The following is a 15,799-nucleotide window of genomic DNA, read 5'->3' as shown; positions in this document are numbered from 1 at the left end:
ATAACAGGGGTCGCGACCCCTGTTATTTTTCTATTTACACAGTTTATGAGATAGTCCTCTACATAAAAGTGATATTATATCTCGGGATTACTCCTTGCGGTAAAAATTAACCCGTACTGTTGCTTATCCTGTAACATTATGTAAAAGCAGTAACAGCTATTTCTATCAATGACCTTGTGCTCCCCAGCCTTTCTTACTTGAAGGAAAAAGGATATCTAAATTCCATTTAAGAGTTTACTCTAAGATGACCTCAGAAATAAAAATAAGTACAAGAAAAGACTTGAGCTTTAAGAACTTTATCGTTTTCAGGAATTTAAACTAGCCATAATGATCTTTCTAACTCCAATAATAGGCAATCTAAAAATGAAAAAAGCCTCCGTTTTTACTGGAGGCTCTTCTTATCTAAGAAAGAAAAATTAATTATGCTTCAAACGGTTCAATAGATACGTATGATTTATTATCTTTTTTCTTAACAAATTTGACCACACCATCAATTTTGGCATGTAATGTATGATCTTTACCTGCATACACATTCTCACCTGGATTGTGTGCAGTTCCTCTTTGTCTTACAATGATATTTCCGGCTACGGCAGCCTGTCCTCCAAAGATCTTCACACCTAAGCGTTTCGATTCTGATTCTCTACCGTTCTTGGAACTACCAACTCCTTTTTTATGAGCCATCTTATTTCAGTTTTAGAATGTTAATAAAATTAGCTTAATGCAGCAACAAGGTCTGCTTTCTTCATTGAAGAAACACCTTCTATACCTCTATCTTTAGCCATTTCTCTTAATTCAACAACAGTTTTACTGTTTAAATCTTCAGCCTGGTTATCAGATTGAGCCTTGGCCTCTTCTTTCTTTACAGTTTTTTCTGAAGATGAAGATTTTTTACTTCCATCTATAGTAATATCTCCAATTTGGATTTCAGTTAAAGCCTGGCGGTGACCATTTTTTACACGGTAACCTTTACGTCTTTTCTTCTTAAAGACAATAACCTTGTCTCCTTTAAGATGACGTGTGATCTTTGCTCCTACGAGAGCACCTTCTATAGCCGGGGCGCCAAGAGTTACATCGTCACCATCTCCGGTAAGAAGAACTTTGTCAAAAGAGATACTATCTCCTTCTTCTCCAGCCAAACGGTGAACGAATACTTTCTGGTCTTTTGCAACTTTAAATTGCTGCCCTGCTATCTCTACAATTGCGTACATAGCGTATTTAATTAATTAAATTATTTATCTAAAGATAATCCTGCTTATTTACAAGCGGGTGCAAATATAATTCTAATTAATTAACTGGCAAAGTCTTTAATTGTTTTACAGCAATTTTATAAAGTGTGTCTTTTACCTTCTTTAGTGTTCCACGATCTTTTAAATAACTGCATATAAGTAAGGGTTAGGGCTACAGTAGTAGATGCCCCCATCAGTGCAACCGCAAATATTACAAGACCCAGAGGGGTTTCATAATCGGAATCCCACATTGCTACAAGTTTATTGAAAAATTCCGGATTAATATCTGCAGCATAAATGGCAAAAAAACCGGTAAAGAGAATGGTTGCAATAAAACCGGTAAACATTCCCGTGGCAAAACCTTTCTGATATTTAAACTTATCCCCTTTCGTTCGCTTGTAATGTTTTATAGCTAAAAACATACCTGCTGCAGTAATTACAGCATTAAATAAACTATAAATCGGAAAAATGTGAAGTCCGAAAAGCGATAATAACAAAAAATATGCGATTAAAACTATAGTTGTAAATATTCCATATTTTAAAGGAATGCTGAGTTTATTCATGATCACATTTGTTTTACAAGTAAATTTCAGAAAAATATGATTTAATGTACCTTAAGGGCTTGTTAATTTTATTTGAACACGTATGCCCGGGGCTGCATAATAAGTCTCACAAATATGTAACAATGCAGGCTATCCATGTACCTATAGGATACATTAATAAAAACCACTAAATATGATTCACAAAATTACCACATTGGCCATCGTCCTCTTCTTTGGGAGCTATGCCATTGCCCAGGAGGTAGAATTCACTGAATACGACCTCGATAACGGATTGCATGTTATTCTTCATCAGGACAATACCGCTCCCGTAGTTGCAACATCTGTAATGTACCACGTTGGCGGCAAAGACAGGGAAGAAGGCCGAACAGGTTTTGCTCATTTCTTTGAACACCTGCTTTTTGAAGGAACTGAAAATATTCCGAAAGGAAAATGGTTTGAAATTGTTAGTTCAAACGGAGGGAGCAATAATGCCAACACCACAAACGACAGAACATATTATTATGAAATTTTCCCTTCAAACAACCTCGAGTTAGGGCTTTGGATGGAATCTGAAAGAATGATGCACCCAATTATTAAACAGGAAGGTGTAGACACCCAAAACGAAGTAGTAAAGGAAGAAAGAAGGATGAGATATGATAATTCTCCTTATGGAAACCTACTACAATCTGTTTCATCGAATTTATTTGAAAAGCATCCTTACAAGGATCCTAATGTTGGCTACATGAAAGACCTGGATGCCGCTACTCTTGATGAATTCAAGGATTATTTTGAAAAATATTATGTACCAAATAATGCCGTACTTGTTGTTGCAGGAGACATCGAAATTTCGAAGACAAAGAAAATGATCCAGGATTATTTTGGCCCGATTCCTTCAGGGGAAGAAATTGAAAGAAATTTACCTGAAGAAGAGCCTATTACGGATCAGATTAATGCTACGGCAACAGATCCAAACATCCAGATTCCGGCTACCGTTCTTGCATACAGAACTCCTGAATTTACCGATAAGGATTCTTATGTACTTAATATGATCTCAACTTATTTAAGCGACGGAAATAGTTCAAAATTATATAAAAAGCTTGTAGACGATCAAAAGCAGGCACTTCAGGTGGCAGCCTTTAACCTTGAGCAGGAAGATTACGGAATGTACCTTATTTTCGCCCTTCCTCTTGGTGATACTTCCTTAGAGACACTTAATCAGGAAATGGAAGAAGAAATTGCAAAACTCAGAAATGATCTGATTTCAGAAAGAAATTTTCAGAAACTTCAGAATAAAGCTGAAAATGACTATGTAAATTCCAATTCCAGCGTTGCCGGAATAGCTAATTCTTTAGCCCGTAATTATCTCTTATACGGAAATACCGATCTTATAAATGAAGAAATCGAAATTTACAGATCGATCACCAGAGAGGATATCCAGAGGGTAGCTAACGAATATCTTAAGCCCACCCAGAGGGTTGTTCTTGAATATTTACCGGAAAGCAGTAACGTAGAATAAAACAATCAAGATCCTCAGCAGGTCGATAAAATCGAAAATTTTTAATTAATCCGAGGCAAGTCCTTGGCGTATTAAATCCCTCAAAAAGGGTTAAAACTAAGAAGAACATGAAAAACAATATCGTAGCTTTTGCACTTCTCCTGTTTATTTCTATTGGAGCCAGTGCGCAAATAGACCGCAGTAAACAACCTGAACCGGGACCTGCTCCCAAAGTAAACGTAGAAAAACCAAAGAGCTTCACTCTGGATAATGGCTTAAATGTACTGGTTGTAGAGAATCATAAACTTCCAAGAGTTTCCATGGCTTTAAGATTAGACAATCCACCTCATGCAGAAGGAAATAAGGCCGGGATTTCAAGCCTTACCGGGGACTTACTTGGCACAGGTACACAAAATATTTCCAAAGATAAATTTAATGAAGAAGTAGATTTTCTTGGAGCAAGACTAAATTTTTACTCAAGCGGGGCAAATGCAAACACCCTGTCTAAATATTTCCCGAGAGTACTGGAACTTTTGGCAGAAGGTGCCCTAAATCCAAAATTCACTCAGGAAGAATTTGAAAAAGCCAAAGACAGGCAGGTTGAAAGTTTAAAGGCGAATCAGAAAGATGTAAGCTTTAATGCCTCAAGGGTAAGATCGGCACTTGCGTATGGGAAAGATCATCCTTATGGAGAGTTCATCACTCAGGAAACGGTTCAAGATGTTTCTCTTGAAGATACTAAAAATTTCTACAAAAATTACTTTGCACCTCAAAATGCATATTTAGTTGTAGTAGGAGATGTAAGTTTTAGCAATGTTAAAAAGCTGGTAAAGAAAAACTTCAGCAACTGGAAAAAAAGCAGCATTCCTGAAAACAACCTGCCTGCAGTTAGTAATGTTGAAAGCACACAAATCAATTTTGTAGACATGCCTAATGCAGTGCAGAGTGAAATAGCCGTGGTAAATACCATAGATCTTAAAATGAAGGATGAGGATTATTTTCCTGTTCTTTTGGCCAACAAGATCCTTGGTGGCGGTGGAGAAGCGCGTTTGTTCCTTAACCTTCGTGAAGATAAAGGATATACTTACGGCGCTTATTCCAGGACCGGAAATGATAAATATGGCGCAACTACTTTCACAGCAAGTGCAAGTGTGAGAAATGCTGTAACAGATAGCGCTGTGGTTGCCTTCTTAGATGAAATCTATAAGATGAGGAATGAGCAGGTCACAAAACAAGAACTTGAGAACGCAAAAGCCAAATATACAGGAGACTTTGTTCTGTCTTTAGAACAGCCTTCAACCCTGGCCAGCCTTGCTTTAGATGTGGAAACTGAAGATTTGCCGGAAGATTTTTATGAAAAATACCTGGAAAGGATAAATGATGTTAGCACAGAAGATGTGCAGAGAGTAGCCAAAAAATATTTCTTGGCGGATAATGCACGTATAGTGGTGGTCGGCAAAGGAAGTGAAGTACTGGAGAATCTTGAGAAAGTTTCCTACAACGGTATAAATATTCCTGTGCAATATTATAACAAATATGCTGAGCCTACAGAAAAACCAGATTACAATAAAAATATGGATCCGTCCATAACTGTTGAAAAAGTTTATCAAAAATATCTTCAAGCTATTGGTGGACGCGATGCCGTAAACGATGTTGAAAGTGTTGTAATGTTAGCTGAAGCAGAAGTACAGGGCATGAAACTGGGGCTTGAAATGAAGAGGACCAAAGCAGGTAAACTGGCCCAGGAAGTTACAATGGGCGGAAACACCATGAGCAAACAGGTATTTAACGGTGAAACTGGTTTTGTTATGGCCCAGGGGCAAAAAATGCCTTACACCGATGAGCAAATAGAAGCTGCAAAAGCCGATGCTTCTCCTTTCCCTGAACTGGATGCAGCAGGAGCAGAATTAAAAGGAATGGAGCAGATAGAAGGTAAAGATGCCTATGCCGTTGCTGTTAGCAATAACCAAACTGACTACTACGATACAGAAAGCGGCTTAAAAGTAAAATCTGTAAAAACAGTGAGCCAAGGGGGACAAACTATGAGTGTACCTACCGGATACAGTAATTATAAGGAAGTAAGCGGAGTAAAATTCCCTTACACCATTTCTCAATCTGCAGGGCCTCAGAATTTCGAATTTAACGTGACTGATATTCTTGTAAATGAAGGAGTAGACGCGTCTGATTTCGAGGAGTAAAAATTTTTATTAATGTTGGGAAAGCCGGTTTTCTTTACAGGAGCCGGCTTTTTTTATATCGACTGTTTCTTCTTTTTTGAATAAAGATTTTTCGCGCGGTTAACAATAAAAACCCCCAGCAAAATAATTGTTGCTGAAAACAATTGCCAGATGCTAAATATTTCCCCATCCAGTATCCCCCAGCTCAAAGCAACAAAGAAAAAAGGGGGGATTTCTTTTTCAGGGTTTAAAACTGTGCTTCCGCAGATAAATTCCAAGAATTATGTGCGTTAACAATAGAGCAGGATTAGTAAAATTTTCCACCGGCCTAAATTATGATTTTGCTAACGCTCAGCAAGATAAATATGGAAACAAATTTAGTGAATCTTACTCCCAGCTAAGGCTTTCCATTAGGTGACGCATGTCTTTTTTAAGATAATCGGCCGCAGGGATTATTGAATCATAATTGGGCAGGCTGTTAAAGTAAATTGAACCAGTCAGGAAATGCTCTGTACTGTCTGTCAAATAAAATTGTGCCTGAGAAGCCGCATCACCCGAAACTTCATAAAACATTCCGTAGGTATTTCGTACATCATTGGTATAAATATCTCCCTCAATAGCATCGGCCTTAATAGTGTGCTGCAAAGGAAGTTTCTGGGCATCGCGCAACAGAGAGTCCAGGTTATTATTTACCTGCTGATAGGTTAAATAAATAGAACCGTTCATTAAATCGTAATCCAGATTTATCCAACAGGGAGTATTGGTAAGTGAAGGAGAAATTGTGGCAAGTTCATTTTTTTCAAAAGAGTACGGACAGCCAATATCCACTCTTGAAAACCCGGCTTCGGGATAATCCAGCGCCAGAAAAGCTTTAGGCTTAGGCTGAGGCTCGTCTGCACATGCCCAAAGTAAAAAAGGAAAAATAAGCAGTACATTCTTCAACTTCATACAGGTACAATACTAAATTTAATTTGTTTTATACGCCGGTCGTCTATCACCTCAACCTTGAAGGTATAATCAAGAAAGGTGATTATATCATTTTTCTTCGGAAATCCGCCTGAGATTTCCAGCAGGAATCCTGCCAGGGTTTCGGCCTCCCCTTTTTGCTCCTCAAAAACAGTAGGATCTTCAAGTTTTATTATTTTATAAAAATCTTTCAGCGGAGTTTTACCCTCAAAAATGTAATTGTTTTCATCAAGTTTAGAGAAAATAAGGTCTTCATCATCAAACTCATCACTAATATCCCCAACAATTTCTTCGATAATATCTTCCAGGGAAATCAATCCACTGGTTCCGCCATATTCGTCTACAACAATTGCGAGGTGATTTCTTTTAACCTGAAAATCATTCAGCAAATCATCAAGTTTTTTGTTTTCAGGCACAAAATACGGTTCCCGCACCAAACCCAGCCAGTCAAAATCCTTTTCTTCCAGGTATGGTAACAGGTCTTTCACGTAAAGAATACCGGAAACATTATCGATATTTTCTTTGTAAACCGGAATTCGGGAATAGCCATTTTCAATTATTTCCGGAATTATATCTGCATAAGATTGATCTTCGTTAAGAGCGAAAATATCCATTCTGGGACGCATAACCTGTTTGGTGTCGGTATTTCCAAAGGAAACAATTCCCTGCAGGATTTTTTGCTCTTCTTTGGAAGTATCTTCCTCACTGGTTAATTCCAGCGCCTGGGAAAGATGATCTATGCTTATATAGGAGCGCTTTTTCCCGAATCTCTCCTGAATATAAAGTGTAACTTCCCGCATAGGAGTACTTAATGGCGAGAGCAGCGTATCCAGTAAGTTGAGCGGATGTGCCATAAAATTAGAAAATTGCACATTATTCCTGCTGGCATAAACTTTTGGAAGAATTTCTCCAAAAAGTAATATTAAAAAAGTGGCAACTCCCACTTCAAGAACAAAACGGAAATCTATACCCCAGAACATGGTGTCTATTCCTCCAAAAAAAGTATCAGCCAGGGAATCAAAAAGCAATACAATAGCAATATTGATAAAATTATTGGCCACAAGTATGGTAGCCAATAGCTTTTTAGGTTTCTCTAAAAGCTTTATTACAATCTCCTGTGTTTTGGTTCTTTTACCGTCTTCAGTAATAAAATTAGCCGGAGTGAGGGAAAAAAAGGCAACTTCAGCCCCCGAAATAAGTGCTGAACAGAACAATAAGAGCAATAAGATGATAAGGCTTACTACGTGGGTGAAATTGAAAGCGGCCCAAAATAAAAACAAACTGGGAGGTTCCGGATCCAAAGGCGAAAATTTTAGTTAAACTCTAGAATGGCAAATCGTCTTCTTCTTCGTTTTGTCCAATCGGTTGATTTTGTTTTGCAAAGGTATCATTTTTAGGCTGGCTTCCTGTACCATATTCCTGTGAATTTTGAGGTGAAGCGGAAGAAGAATCTGATCCACTCTCTCCTTTTGGAGTTAGAAAAGTGAATTCATTACACTGCACTTCAGTAGAATACCTTTCATTTCCCTGGTCATCCTGCCATTTACGTGTTTTAATCCGGCCTTCAATATAAACCTTGTCTCCTTTTTTAAGGTACTTCTCACAAACTTCAGCAGCTTTGTTTCTCACCACTATATTGTGCCATTCAGTATTATTTACTCTTTCTCCCGTGGTTCGATTGGTGTAGCTTTCATTTGTAGCAAGTGGAAAACGACCAATAACCCCGCCACCTTCAAAATAATGCATTTTTACATCATCTCCCGTATGCCCAATAAGCATTATTTTATTAAGCGTTCCTGTCATTTTTTTCTCTGTTTTTCTTTTTATATTTCTGAAAATATTCCGCAAAGCTAAATTTATCAGCTTGCAGATTATTTGAATTCAGGCGTACCTGTTTAAATGATATGTAAAATACTGAAAATTTTGTGGGCCTAATAATCTATTCCCGATAAAATTTCAACAAAAGCACCTAATAATCTGTAGGCTCGTATTCGTTCAGAAAATTCTGAATAAGCACCGGCACCGGATAATCCTCAACTTCATCCATAGAAATGGCCTTTGGTGGTAGCTTTTTGCTTTCCACCAACCAGAATCTGGCGTAAATATGCTGATGGGATAATTTATGAACCACCGGCTTTTCATTATAAAGCTGAACATGTTTCACCTCTCCCACAGCTGCACCCACTTCTTCCCTAGAAAGAAATTCTTCGGCCGTTAATTGTCTTTCGGTTTCAATCAATGGAAATTCATACAAGCCATTCCAGATACCTTTTCCCGTACGCTGGTTAAGCAAAGTGGCATTTTCCTTAGTCTGGAAAACCAGATAATTAAAATACCGCTTCTTTATTTTCCCTTTTTTGAGCTTTATGGGTAATTCTGAAATTTTTTTCTGCTTAAGAGCAAGACAGCCATCATTTAAGGGACAACTTTCACAAAGTGGATTTTTAGGTCTGCATTGTAAAGCTCCAAATTCCATCATGGCCTGGTTAAAAACCGAAGGGTTTTTTATGTCAAGTAACTCAGATGCGAGCGCTTTAAATTCTTTAACTCCGGCAGGAGTATTTATAGGCGTATCTATAACAAAATAGCGGGCCAGAACCCGGTACACATTTCCATCTACCACGGCCACGGGCTCATTATAACAAATAGAAGCTATGGCGCTGGCGGTATAGTCTCCTATTCCCTTCAATTTAATAAGACCCTTGTAATCTTCCGGAAAGTTTCCATCTAATTCCCCGGCTACATACCTTGCAGTTTCATGAAGGTTCCTTGCGCGAGAATAATACCCCAATCCCTGCCAGAGCTTCAGAACTTCCTGCTGTGAAGCTTCAGCTAGATGAAAAACTGTGGGAAAAGCCTCAATAAAGCGGTAATAATACGGCACACCCTGCTCCACCCGGGTTTGCTGCAGCATTATTTCGCTAAGCCATATTGGATAAGGCTCCCGGGTTTCACGCCAGGGCAAATTTCTTTTGTTTTTTAAATACCAATTAATCAGTAGTTTGGTGAAATTCATTGTCTCAATTATGTAATTGCAATTATAAATGTTTATTCCTTTATTATTTAATGGATTAGGCTTGAAATATTGAAGATATAATTGTTATATTTGCACCCTTGAAAATTTAAACCCCAATTATAATTAAATAGCACGAAAATGACGAAAGCAGATATCGTAGCAAACATTTCAGAAAAACTAGGAATGGAAAAAGGTGATGTTCAGGCTACTATTGAATCCTTTATGGAGGAAGTAAAAACTTCACTTGAAAGTGGAGACAATGTGTATTTAAGAGGTTTTGGAAGTTTTGTTGTTAAAACCAGGGCAGAAAAAACCGGAAGAAATATCTCCAAAAATACTACGATTAAAATACCGGCTCATAATATTCCTGCATTTAAACCGGCAAAGATTTTTGTAGAGGGTGTAAAGAGCAATGTTGAAGTTAAAGAATAACAGCACTGTTATAAACAGTACTTTATAAGAGAAAAATTACTAATTAAAAAGACAACACTATGCCAAGTGGTAAAAAAAGAAAAAGACATAAGGTAGCCACGCACAAGCGTAAAAAAAGAAGAAGAGCTAACCGTCACAAGAAAAAGTAGTCTCGCACTACTTTTTTTATTTAATGTTCATTGAAATCGAAACTTTAAACCTTAAGGTTTAAAGTTTCTTCAGGATTGAAAACCCTGTGAGAAAATAATGTTTAATCCATCTATGTCTGCCCAGGCAGATGTGGATAAAAATCTAAAAGAGTGGACAAAGAATTAATTATTAGGTCCGAATCCTCTGCTGTAGATTTTGCCTTAACAAAAGATGGAAAACTTATTGAACTCAACAAGGAAGAAGATGACAACAAATTTAATGTTGGTGATATCTATATTGCCAAAATTAGAAAATCTGTCGCCGGATTAAATGCCGCATTTGTAAATGTAGGTTACGAAAAAGATGGTTTTTTACACTATCACGATCTGGGTCCTCAAGTATCTTCTTTGCTGAAGTTCATAAAACGTGTAAGCACAGGTAAATTAAAAGATTATTCTCTAAAGAATTTTACTTTTGAGAAAGACATAGACAAAAACGGCAGCATTGCCGATGTCTTAAAGTCAAATCAATCGCTACTGGTTCAAATTGTAAAAGAACCAATCTCCACTAAGGGCCCCAGGATAAGCTCAGAGCTATCCCTCCCCGGCCGCTATATAGTGCTGGTACCTTTTTCCAATCGCATTTCAGTTTCTCAAAAAATTGAGAGCAAGGAAGAAAAGGAACGCCTTAAGAGATTGGTGAAAAGTATAAGACCTAAAGGTTTTGGAATTATTGTAAGAACAGTAGCCGAAGGCAAAAAAGTAGCAGAACTGGATAGAGACCTCCAAAATTTAATGGGTCGCTGGACAGCAATGTGCAAAAAACTGTATAAGCCGCACCATCCTTCTAAAGTATTAGGTGAACTCAACAGGGCATCTTCCCTGCTGAGAGACATTTTTAACGACACTTTTACTTCTATAGTGGTAGATGAAGAGGCTTTATATACACAAATAAAAGACTATGTGGGCGAGATTGCCCCTGAAAAAGAATCAATTGTAAAATTGTACCAATCCAATGTACCAATCTTTGAAAAATACGGTATCGAAAGACAGATAAAAACTTCTTTTGGGCGTACCGTCTCTATGAGTAAAGGCGCCTACCTGGTAATAGAACATACCGAAGCCATGCATGTTGTAGATGTAAATAGTGGCAACCGGTCTAACAAATCCAAAAACCAGGAAGATACCGCTCTCGAGGTGAATTTAATTAGCGCTACCGAAATAGCCCGCCAACTGAGACTTCGCGATATGGGTGGCATTATTGTAATAGACTTTATCGATATGGGTAAGGCTGAAAACAGAAAAAAACTTTTTGATCACCTGCGAAATGAAATGAGTGATGACAGGGCAAAACATAAAATTTTGCCTCCCAGTAAATTTGGATTGATTCAAATTACAAGACAACGCGTAAGGCCTGAAATGAATATTAAAACCCGTGAGGTTAACCCTAACGGAACCGGTGAAATTGAGGCACCGATAATTTTAATAAATAAGATCAAAGCCGACTTTGAAAAATTACTTAAGAAAAATCATAAGAAAATTACTCTTAGTGCGCATCCATTTATTGCAGCCTTTTTAACCAAAGGCTTTCCATCTCCCCGATCGCAATGGTTTGTAGATCATAAACGTTGGGTGAAAATATTACCTAGAGACGCTTACACGTATTTAGAATACCACTTTCACGACAAAGACGGGAAAGTAATTATATAACTAGAAAACGCCTTTCGTTAATTCGGGAGGCGTTTTTTTTTGTTTTTTAAAATTCCCTTTACTCCAATTCTTTTTACTTTTGATTTTTAAGCATCCAGATTTGAACAACAACACCCATAAATCCTACACCGTAAAGGAAGCCACGGTAAAGCTGATGCAGTTTTGCGCCTACCGCGATCGGTCACACAAAGAAGTGGAAGAGAAGCTAAGAGAGATGAATATGATTCCTGCTGCGCAGGAGAAGATTATTATCCAGTTAATGCAGGAGGATTTTTTAAATGAAGAACGCTTTGCCAGAAGTTTTGTACGTGGGAAATTCAGGATAAAAAAATGGGGCAGAATTAAAATTAAGCGGGAACTTAAACTAAAAGACATTTCCTCACCTATAATAAAAATCGCCCTCAGGGAAATTGATGAGGACGATTATTATACCACTCTGCACGACCTGGCAGAGAAAAAATTAAATCTTATTCGTGAAACTGATCCTTTTAAAAAGAAGAAAAAATTATCCGATCATCTTCTTCGTAAAGGGTATGAAGCCAATTTGGTATTTGAGGTTTCTAACAGCTTCTTTGAATGACTTAAACAGGATTCACTCCTATTTGTTTCAGGATTCCCAGCTCATCGCTACTTCCCCATCTTTCTACAAGTTTTCCATTCTCAAAACGGCTAATTTGCATACCTCTGGCTTTAATGGACTTCCCTGTTCCGGCTACTCCCATAAAATCTCCTTTATGCGTTCCGGTAAGTGTATAAGCAAAAGCAACATTATCTTCATCGGCCACTAACTGCTCCACTTCCACTTGCATATCTGGAAATGCGTTTCTCATCATTGTGAAAAAATCGATATATCCCTGCGGACCTGGCCCCTGATTTGGTGCGGGGTCATGATCTTTCACATCATCGGCCACCAAATCCTTCAACCTTTCAAGATTACCTGTATTGATAGCTTCACCAAATTTTTGCTGAACTTCTTTATTTTTTTCTTTACTCATAACAAATTTATCTTTTAGTGAAGTTCCTAAAAGTATGAGTTCAAAAAAAATATTTTTAGAAGTTTTAGCAATGATTAACACTGCTTAACAGAGCTGTCATCTGCTGTAGCAACTTTTCAAACAACAGCTTATTATTCAGCTTCTATCTTATTTTTACGATGGGTGCGTTTTACGGCCTGTTCATTTTTATAGTCAATCCACTTTTGCCCTTTCCACTTACGCATGTAATTGTCGAAATGCCGCATAAAGATAAGGTTGTAGACAGCTTTTGAAAAATTGGTCACTGTTCTTGGAGTAGCCCTTAAACTCATAGAAAAACCAGCAGTTAAATAGGTCATCTGATGCCAGTAACCTTCAGGCATATATAAAGTTTCCCCATGCTTTAATTCCGTTACATAACCCTGTGCATGTTTAAGTGCAGGGAATTTATCAAAATCCGGTTCAGTATAATCAATATCTTCTCTGGAAATTAAGGCATGCGGCACTTTGTAAAGATACCGGCTTTCTGAAGGAGGATATAGAATGCATTGTTTTTTTCCGTGGAAATGAAAATGGAGAATATTGGCGAAATCTATATCATAATGCATAAAAACCTTAGAATTCTCCCCTCCAAAGAACAATGTGGGCAATTGCTTTAAAAACCGAAGGCCTAAATCGGGAAATTTAAAATCCTCCTGAAGTACGGGCACCTCCTTTAGCATGTGGTATAGAAAAATACGGTAATTTGTAGGTTTGGTTTTTAACAGCTCAATGTACTCAGCCATCTTCATTCTGGTATGCGGCTCGTTAAATTTGAATTTTGAAGAAATAGGACGGTCGTCATAAAGCGGCACAACTTTTTCTCCGGCAACTTCCTTAATATAGTCCAGGTTCCATTTTTCATAAGCCGGCCAGTCCTCAATAAGGTGTTCTATAACTACAGGCTTCTGGGGGCGAACATATTTTTCCAAAAAATCGGCTTTGGAAATATGCTTCTCCCTTGAAATCTGTTTTAATTTTAGACCCTCATTGTTCATCCTTATTCAATTTGGCACTGTTATGCGTATTTTTTATAGCCTGCTCATTCTTGTAATCAATCCACTTTTGACCCTTCCATTTACGCATCACGGCATCATAATTTCGCATAATTATCAAATTATTCAGCACTTCCAGTATCTTCCCCGGAGACTTTGGAAGAGAGCGTAAAGTTAAGGATAAACTCGCAGTTTCATATTTAATAAAATGCCACCACTTACTGGGAATATATAAAGCTTCCCCGTGCTTTAATTTTACCTCAAATCCTTTGGCCTTTTTTAAAGCGGGATATTTATTAAAATCCGGATTATCCATATCTATTATTTCCATGCTTACAATAGAATAGGGAACTTTATAAAGATATTTTGTTTCTTCCGGCGGAAAAAGAAGTATCCTCTTTTCCCCAACAAAGTTAAAATGAAAATTATTGGCGAGATCCATGTCATAATGCATCACCACTTTGGCACCTTGCCCGCCTACAAACAGAACGGGCAAACGTTTAAAAAATTTTACTCCAAGATTTTCGGGGTACCTGAAATCATCTACAAGATCTGGAGAATTTTGCAACAGGTTGAAAAAGAACATTCTCAGGTCTGTAGGACCCTTTTGAAGTATATCCACATATTTCCCAAATTTCATTTCTGCGGAAGGCGCATGGGATTTTTCACCAGCTTTTGCAGGCTCACCATTGTATAAAGGTACCACCACATCTCCCACTTTTTTGCGGAAGTAATCAAAATTCCACTTTTGTGTTGCAGGCCAGTCTGCACTTAAATCTTCAAACACCACAGGTTTCTGCGGAATAAAATACTTCTCCTGGAATTCTTCTTTAGAAATTCCCCTTACCCGCGGTATGTCTTGCAGATTTAGTTTCACTTCTTAAAAAAGTTATTCTTATACTTTAGTCTTTATCTTTTCCTGTGCCTCAAGGTTTCTTTCAATTAAATGTCCTGGCCTGGACCATTTTGGCTTTTCTCCCAAAGGCCTGAATTGTGAATTTTCAGCATCTATACTCTGGGGCTGCTCTTTTTTCTCAAAAGCTTTTTGAGGATTTAAGCCCAGGGCTTTAAACATTTCCATATCCTCATTAACATCGGGATTAGGAGTAGTTAAAAGTTTATCTCCGGCAAAAATAGAATTTGCCCCGGCAAAAAAGCACATTGCTTGTCCTTCCCTGCTCATTTGGGTTCTCCCTGCAGACAACCTTACCTGGGTTTCCGGCATTACAATTCTTGTTGTAGCCACCATTCTAACCATTTCCCATATCGAAACCGGTTCCTGCTCCTCCATTGGTGTACCTTCAACCGGTACCAAAGCATTAATAGGTACAGATTCCGGCTGCGGATTCAATGTTGAAAGTGCTACCAGCATCCCTGCACGGTCTTCGGCATTTTCTCCCATTCCTATAATTCCCCCGCTACATACAGTAACATTGGTCTTACGTACATTGTCTATGGTTTTTAGCCTGTCCTCATACCCACGGGTAGAAATTACTTCTTTATAATATTCTTCTGAAGTATCCAGGTTATGATTATAAGCATATAAACCCGCCTCGGCCAACCGCTGCGCCTGATTTTCAGTAAGCATTCCCAGCGTGCAGCAAACCTCCATCTCCAGCTTATTGATACTACGTACCATTTCCAGCACATTATCAAATTCTTCCCCGTCTTTAACATTCCTCCATGCTGCCCCCATGCAAACCCGCGAACTTCCCGCAGCTTTTGCGCGTAGTGCCTGTGCTTTTACCTGGTTTACACTCATCAAATCGTTGCCTTCGAGGTTTGTATGGTACCTTGCCGCCTGCGGACAGTAGCCGCAATCTTCAGGACAACCTCCTGTTTTAATCGATAAAAGAGTGGAAACCTGTACGGTATTGGGATCGTGATGCTGCCTGTGTATGGTGGCTGCCTCATAAAGCAACTCCATTAAAGGTTTATTGTAAATATTGAGAATCTCTTCCCTGGTCCAGTTGTGTTTTGTAATGCTCATATCGGTTTATCTATAGCAAAAATAATATAATGCTTACGAATCTAATTATTTTAATCTAAAAATTGAATACTTAGACCATACACATTATATTTATACTTTATAAATCCTT

General features: G+C 38.0%; 16 protein-coding genes. 5 read left to right on the top strand and 11 right to left on the bottom strand.

Translation table 11 applies throughout. From position 1 onward, the window contains the following. Positions 1-420: 420 nt before the first annotated feature. From rpmA to RM539_RS14430, 3 genes are all read right to left on the bottom strand, one after another. On the bottom strand, positions 421-681 hold the full coding sequence (rpmA, locus tag RM539_RS14440; RefSeq protein WP_311504123.1) for a 50S ribosomal protein L27: 261 nt from the start codon (positions 679-681) through the stop codon (positions 421-423). Between the two features lie 29 nt (positions 682-710). Further along, complete coding sequence (gene rplU, locus RM539_RS14435; RefSeq protein ID WP_311504122.1) at positions 711-1,208, bottom strand: 50S ribosomal protein L21; 498 nt, start codon at positions 1,206-1,208, stop codon at positions 711-713. A gap of 116 nt (positions 1,209-1,324) precedes the next feature. Further along, the gene (locus RM539_RS14430) at positions 1,325-1,789 is read right to left on the bottom strand and encodes a DUF4199 domain-containing protein (RefSeq protein ID WP_311504121.1); all 465 of its coding nucleotides are present in this window, start codon (positions 1,787-1,789) and stop codon (positions 1,325-1,327) included. Between the two features lie 172 nt (positions 1,790-1,961). On the opposite strand from RM539_RS14430, the gene RM539_RS14425 reads away from it, so the two are divergent. Further along, positions 1,962-3,284, top strand: a complete 1,323-nt coding sequence (locus RM539_RS14425) for a M16 family metallopeptidase (RefSeq protein WP_311504120.1) — start codon at positions 1,962-1,964, stop codon at positions 3,282-3,284. 107 nt (positions 3,285-3,391) lie between these two features. Further along, the gene (locus tag RM539_RS14420; RefSeq protein ID WP_311504119.1) at positions 3,392-5,461 is read left to right on the top strand and encodes a M16 family metallopeptidase; all 2,070 of its coding nucleotides are present in this window, start codon (positions 3,392-3,394) and stop codon (positions 5,459-5,461) included. A 366-nt stretch (positions 5,462-5,827) separates the two neighbouring features. On the opposite strand, the gene gldD is transcribed toward RM539_RS14420, so the two are convergent. The 4 genes from gldD to mutY form a co-directional block, all read right to left on the bottom strand. Then, positions 5,828-6,388: a gliding motility lipoprotein GldD gene (gene gldD / locus RM539_RS14415; RefSeq protein WP_311504118.1), complete on the bottom strand. Its 561-nt coding sequence runs from the start codon at positions 6,386-6,388 to the stop codon at positions 5,828-5,830. Continuing rightward, the gene (locus RM539_RS14410; RefSeq protein ID WP_311504117.1) at positions 6,385-7,707 is read right to left on the bottom strand and encodes a gliding motility-associated protein GldE; all 1,323 of its coding nucleotides are present in this window, start codon (positions 7,705-7,707) and stop codon (positions 6,385-6,387) included. Before RM539_RS14410 ends, gldD begins: the two co-directional genes overlap by 4 nt. 22 nt (positions 7,708-7,729) lie before the next feature. Continuing rightward, entirely contained in the window at positions 7,730-8,209 is a 480-nt protein-coding gene (locus tag RM539_RS14405; RefSeq protein ID WP_311504116.1) for a single-stranded DNA-binding protein, read from the bottom strand. A 166-nt stretch (positions 8,210-8,375) separates the two neighbouring features. After that, a complete protein-coding gene (gene mutY / locus RM539_RS14400) occupies positions 8,376-9,422 on the bottom strand; it encodes an A/G-specific adenine glycosylase (RefSeq protein ID WP_311504115.1) in 1,047 nt (348 codons plus the stop codon). A gap of 138 nt (positions 9,423-9,560) precedes the next feature. Here mutY and RM539_RS14395 point away from each other — a divergent pair, with 138 nt between their 5' ends. The 3 genes from RM539_RS14395 to RM539_RS14385 all read left to right on the top strand — a co-directional run bounded on the left by RM539_RS14395 (position 9,561) and on the right by RM539_RS14385 (position 12,272). Beyond that, positions 9,561-9,854, top strand: a complete 294-nt coding sequence (locus RM539_RS14395; protein WP_311483323.1) for an HU family DNA-binding protein — start codon at positions 9,561-9,563, stop codon at positions 9,852-9,854. Between the two features lie 299 nt (positions 9,855-10,153). Next, the gene (locus RM539_RS14390) at positions 10,154-11,692 is read left to right on the top strand and encodes an Rne/Rng family ribonuclease (protein ID WP_311504114.1); all 1,539 of its coding nucleotides are present in this window, start codon (positions 10,154-10,156) and stop codon (positions 11,690-11,692) included. Positions 11,693-11,792: 100 nt separating this feature from the next. Then, positions 11,793-12,272 carry a regulatory protein RecX gene (locus RM539_RS14385; protein WP_311504113.1) on the top strand — a complete coding sequence of 160 codons (480 nt, stop codon included), beginning with the start codon at positions 11,793-11,795 and terminating at the stop codon, positions 12,270-12,272. Between the two features lies 1 nt (position 12,273). On the opposite strand, the gene RM539_RS14380 is transcribed toward RM539_RS14385, so the two are convergent. The 4 genes from RM539_RS14380 to bioB form a co-directional block, all read right to left on the bottom strand. Beyond that, a complete protein-coding gene (locus RM539_RS14380) occupies positions 12,274-12,687 on the bottom strand; it encodes an ester cyclase (RefSeq protein WP_311504112.1) in 414 nt (137 codons plus the stop codon). Positions 12,688-12,818: 131 nt separating this feature from the next. After that, positions 12,819-13,703 (bottom strand): cupin-like domain-containing protein, encoded by an 885-nt coding sequence (locus RM539_RS14375; protein WP_311504111.1) that lies wholly within the window; start codon positions 13,701-13,703, stop codon positions 12,819-12,821. After that, the gene (locus tag RM539_RS14370; protein WP_311504110.1) at positions 13,693-14,577 is read right to left on the bottom strand and encodes a cupin-like domain-containing protein; all 885 of its coding nucleotides are present in this window, start codon (positions 14,575-14,577) and stop codon (positions 13,693-13,695) included. The genes RM539_RS14375 and RM539_RS14370 overlap by 11 nt, the downstream gene beginning before the upstream one ends. 18 nt (positions 14,578-14,595) lie before the next feature. Continuing rightward, positions 14,596-15,690 carry a biotin synthase BioB gene (bioB, locus tag RM539_RS14365; RefSeq protein WP_311504109.1) on the bottom strand — a complete coding sequence of 365 codons (1,095 nt, stop codon included), beginning with the start codon at positions 15,688-15,690 and terminating at the stop codon, positions 14,596-14,598. Between the last annotated feature and the right edge of the window lie 109 nt (positions 15,691-15,799).

Origin of the sequence: Autumnicola musiva, from assembly GCF_031846585.1 — a bacterium.
Lineage (GTDB): Bacteria > Bacteroidota > Bacteroidia > Flavobacteriales > Flavobacteriaceae > Autumnicola > Autumnicola musiva.
Note: the sequence above shows the minus strand (reverse complement) of the source record. Positions and strands in the feature narration are given on the sequence as shown.

Excerpts from the sequence above, each read along its gene's own strand:
- rpmA (WP_311504123.1), bottom strand. The coding sequence starts at position 681 with ATGGCTCATAAAAAAGGAGTTGGTAGTTCCAAGAACGGTAGAGAATCA.
- rplU (WP_311504122.1), bottom strand. The coding sequence starts at position 1,208 with ATGTACGCAATTGTAGAGATAGCAGGGCAGCAATTTAAAGTTGCAAAA.
- RM539_RS14430 (WP_311504121.1), bottom strand. The coding sequence starts at position 1,789 with ATGAATAAACTCAGCATTCCTTTAAAATATGGAATATTTACAACTATA.
- RM539_RS14425 (WP_311504120.1), top strand. The coding sequence starts at position 1,962 with ATGATTCACAAAATTACCACATTGGCCATCGTCCTCTTCTTTGGGAGC.
- RM539_RS14420 (WP_311504119.1), top strand. The coding sequence starts at position 3,392 with ATGAAAAACAATATCGTAGCTTTTGCACTTCTCCTGTTTATTTCTATT.
- gldD (WP_311504118.1), bottom strand. The coding sequence starts at position 6,388 with ATGAAGTTGAAGAATGTACTGCTTATTTTTCCTTTTTTACTTTGGGCA.
- RM539_RS14405 (WP_311504116.1), bottom strand. The coding sequence starts at position 8,209 with ATGACAGGAACGCTTAATAAAATAATGCTTATTGGGCATACGGGAGAT.
- mutY (WP_311504115.1), bottom strand. The coding sequence starts at position 9,422 with ATGAATTTCACCAAACTACTGATTAATTGGTATTTAAAAAACAAAAGA.
- RM539_RS14395 (WP_311483323.1), top strand. The coding sequence starts at position 9,561 with ATGACGAAAGCAGATATCGTAGCAAACATTTCAGAAAAACTAGGAATG.
- RM539_RS14380 (WP_311504112.1), bottom strand. The coding sequence starts at position 12,687 with ATGAGTAAAGAAAAAAATAAAGAAGTTCAGCAAAAATTTGGTGAAGCT.
- RM539_RS14375 (WP_311504111.1), bottom strand. The coding sequence starts at position 13,703 with ATGAACAATGAGGGTCTAAAATTAAAACAGATTTCAAGGGAGAAGCAT.
- bioB (WP_311504109.1), bottom strand. The coding sequence starts at position 15,690 with ATGAGCATTACAAAACACAACTGGACCAGGGAAGAGATTCTCAATATT.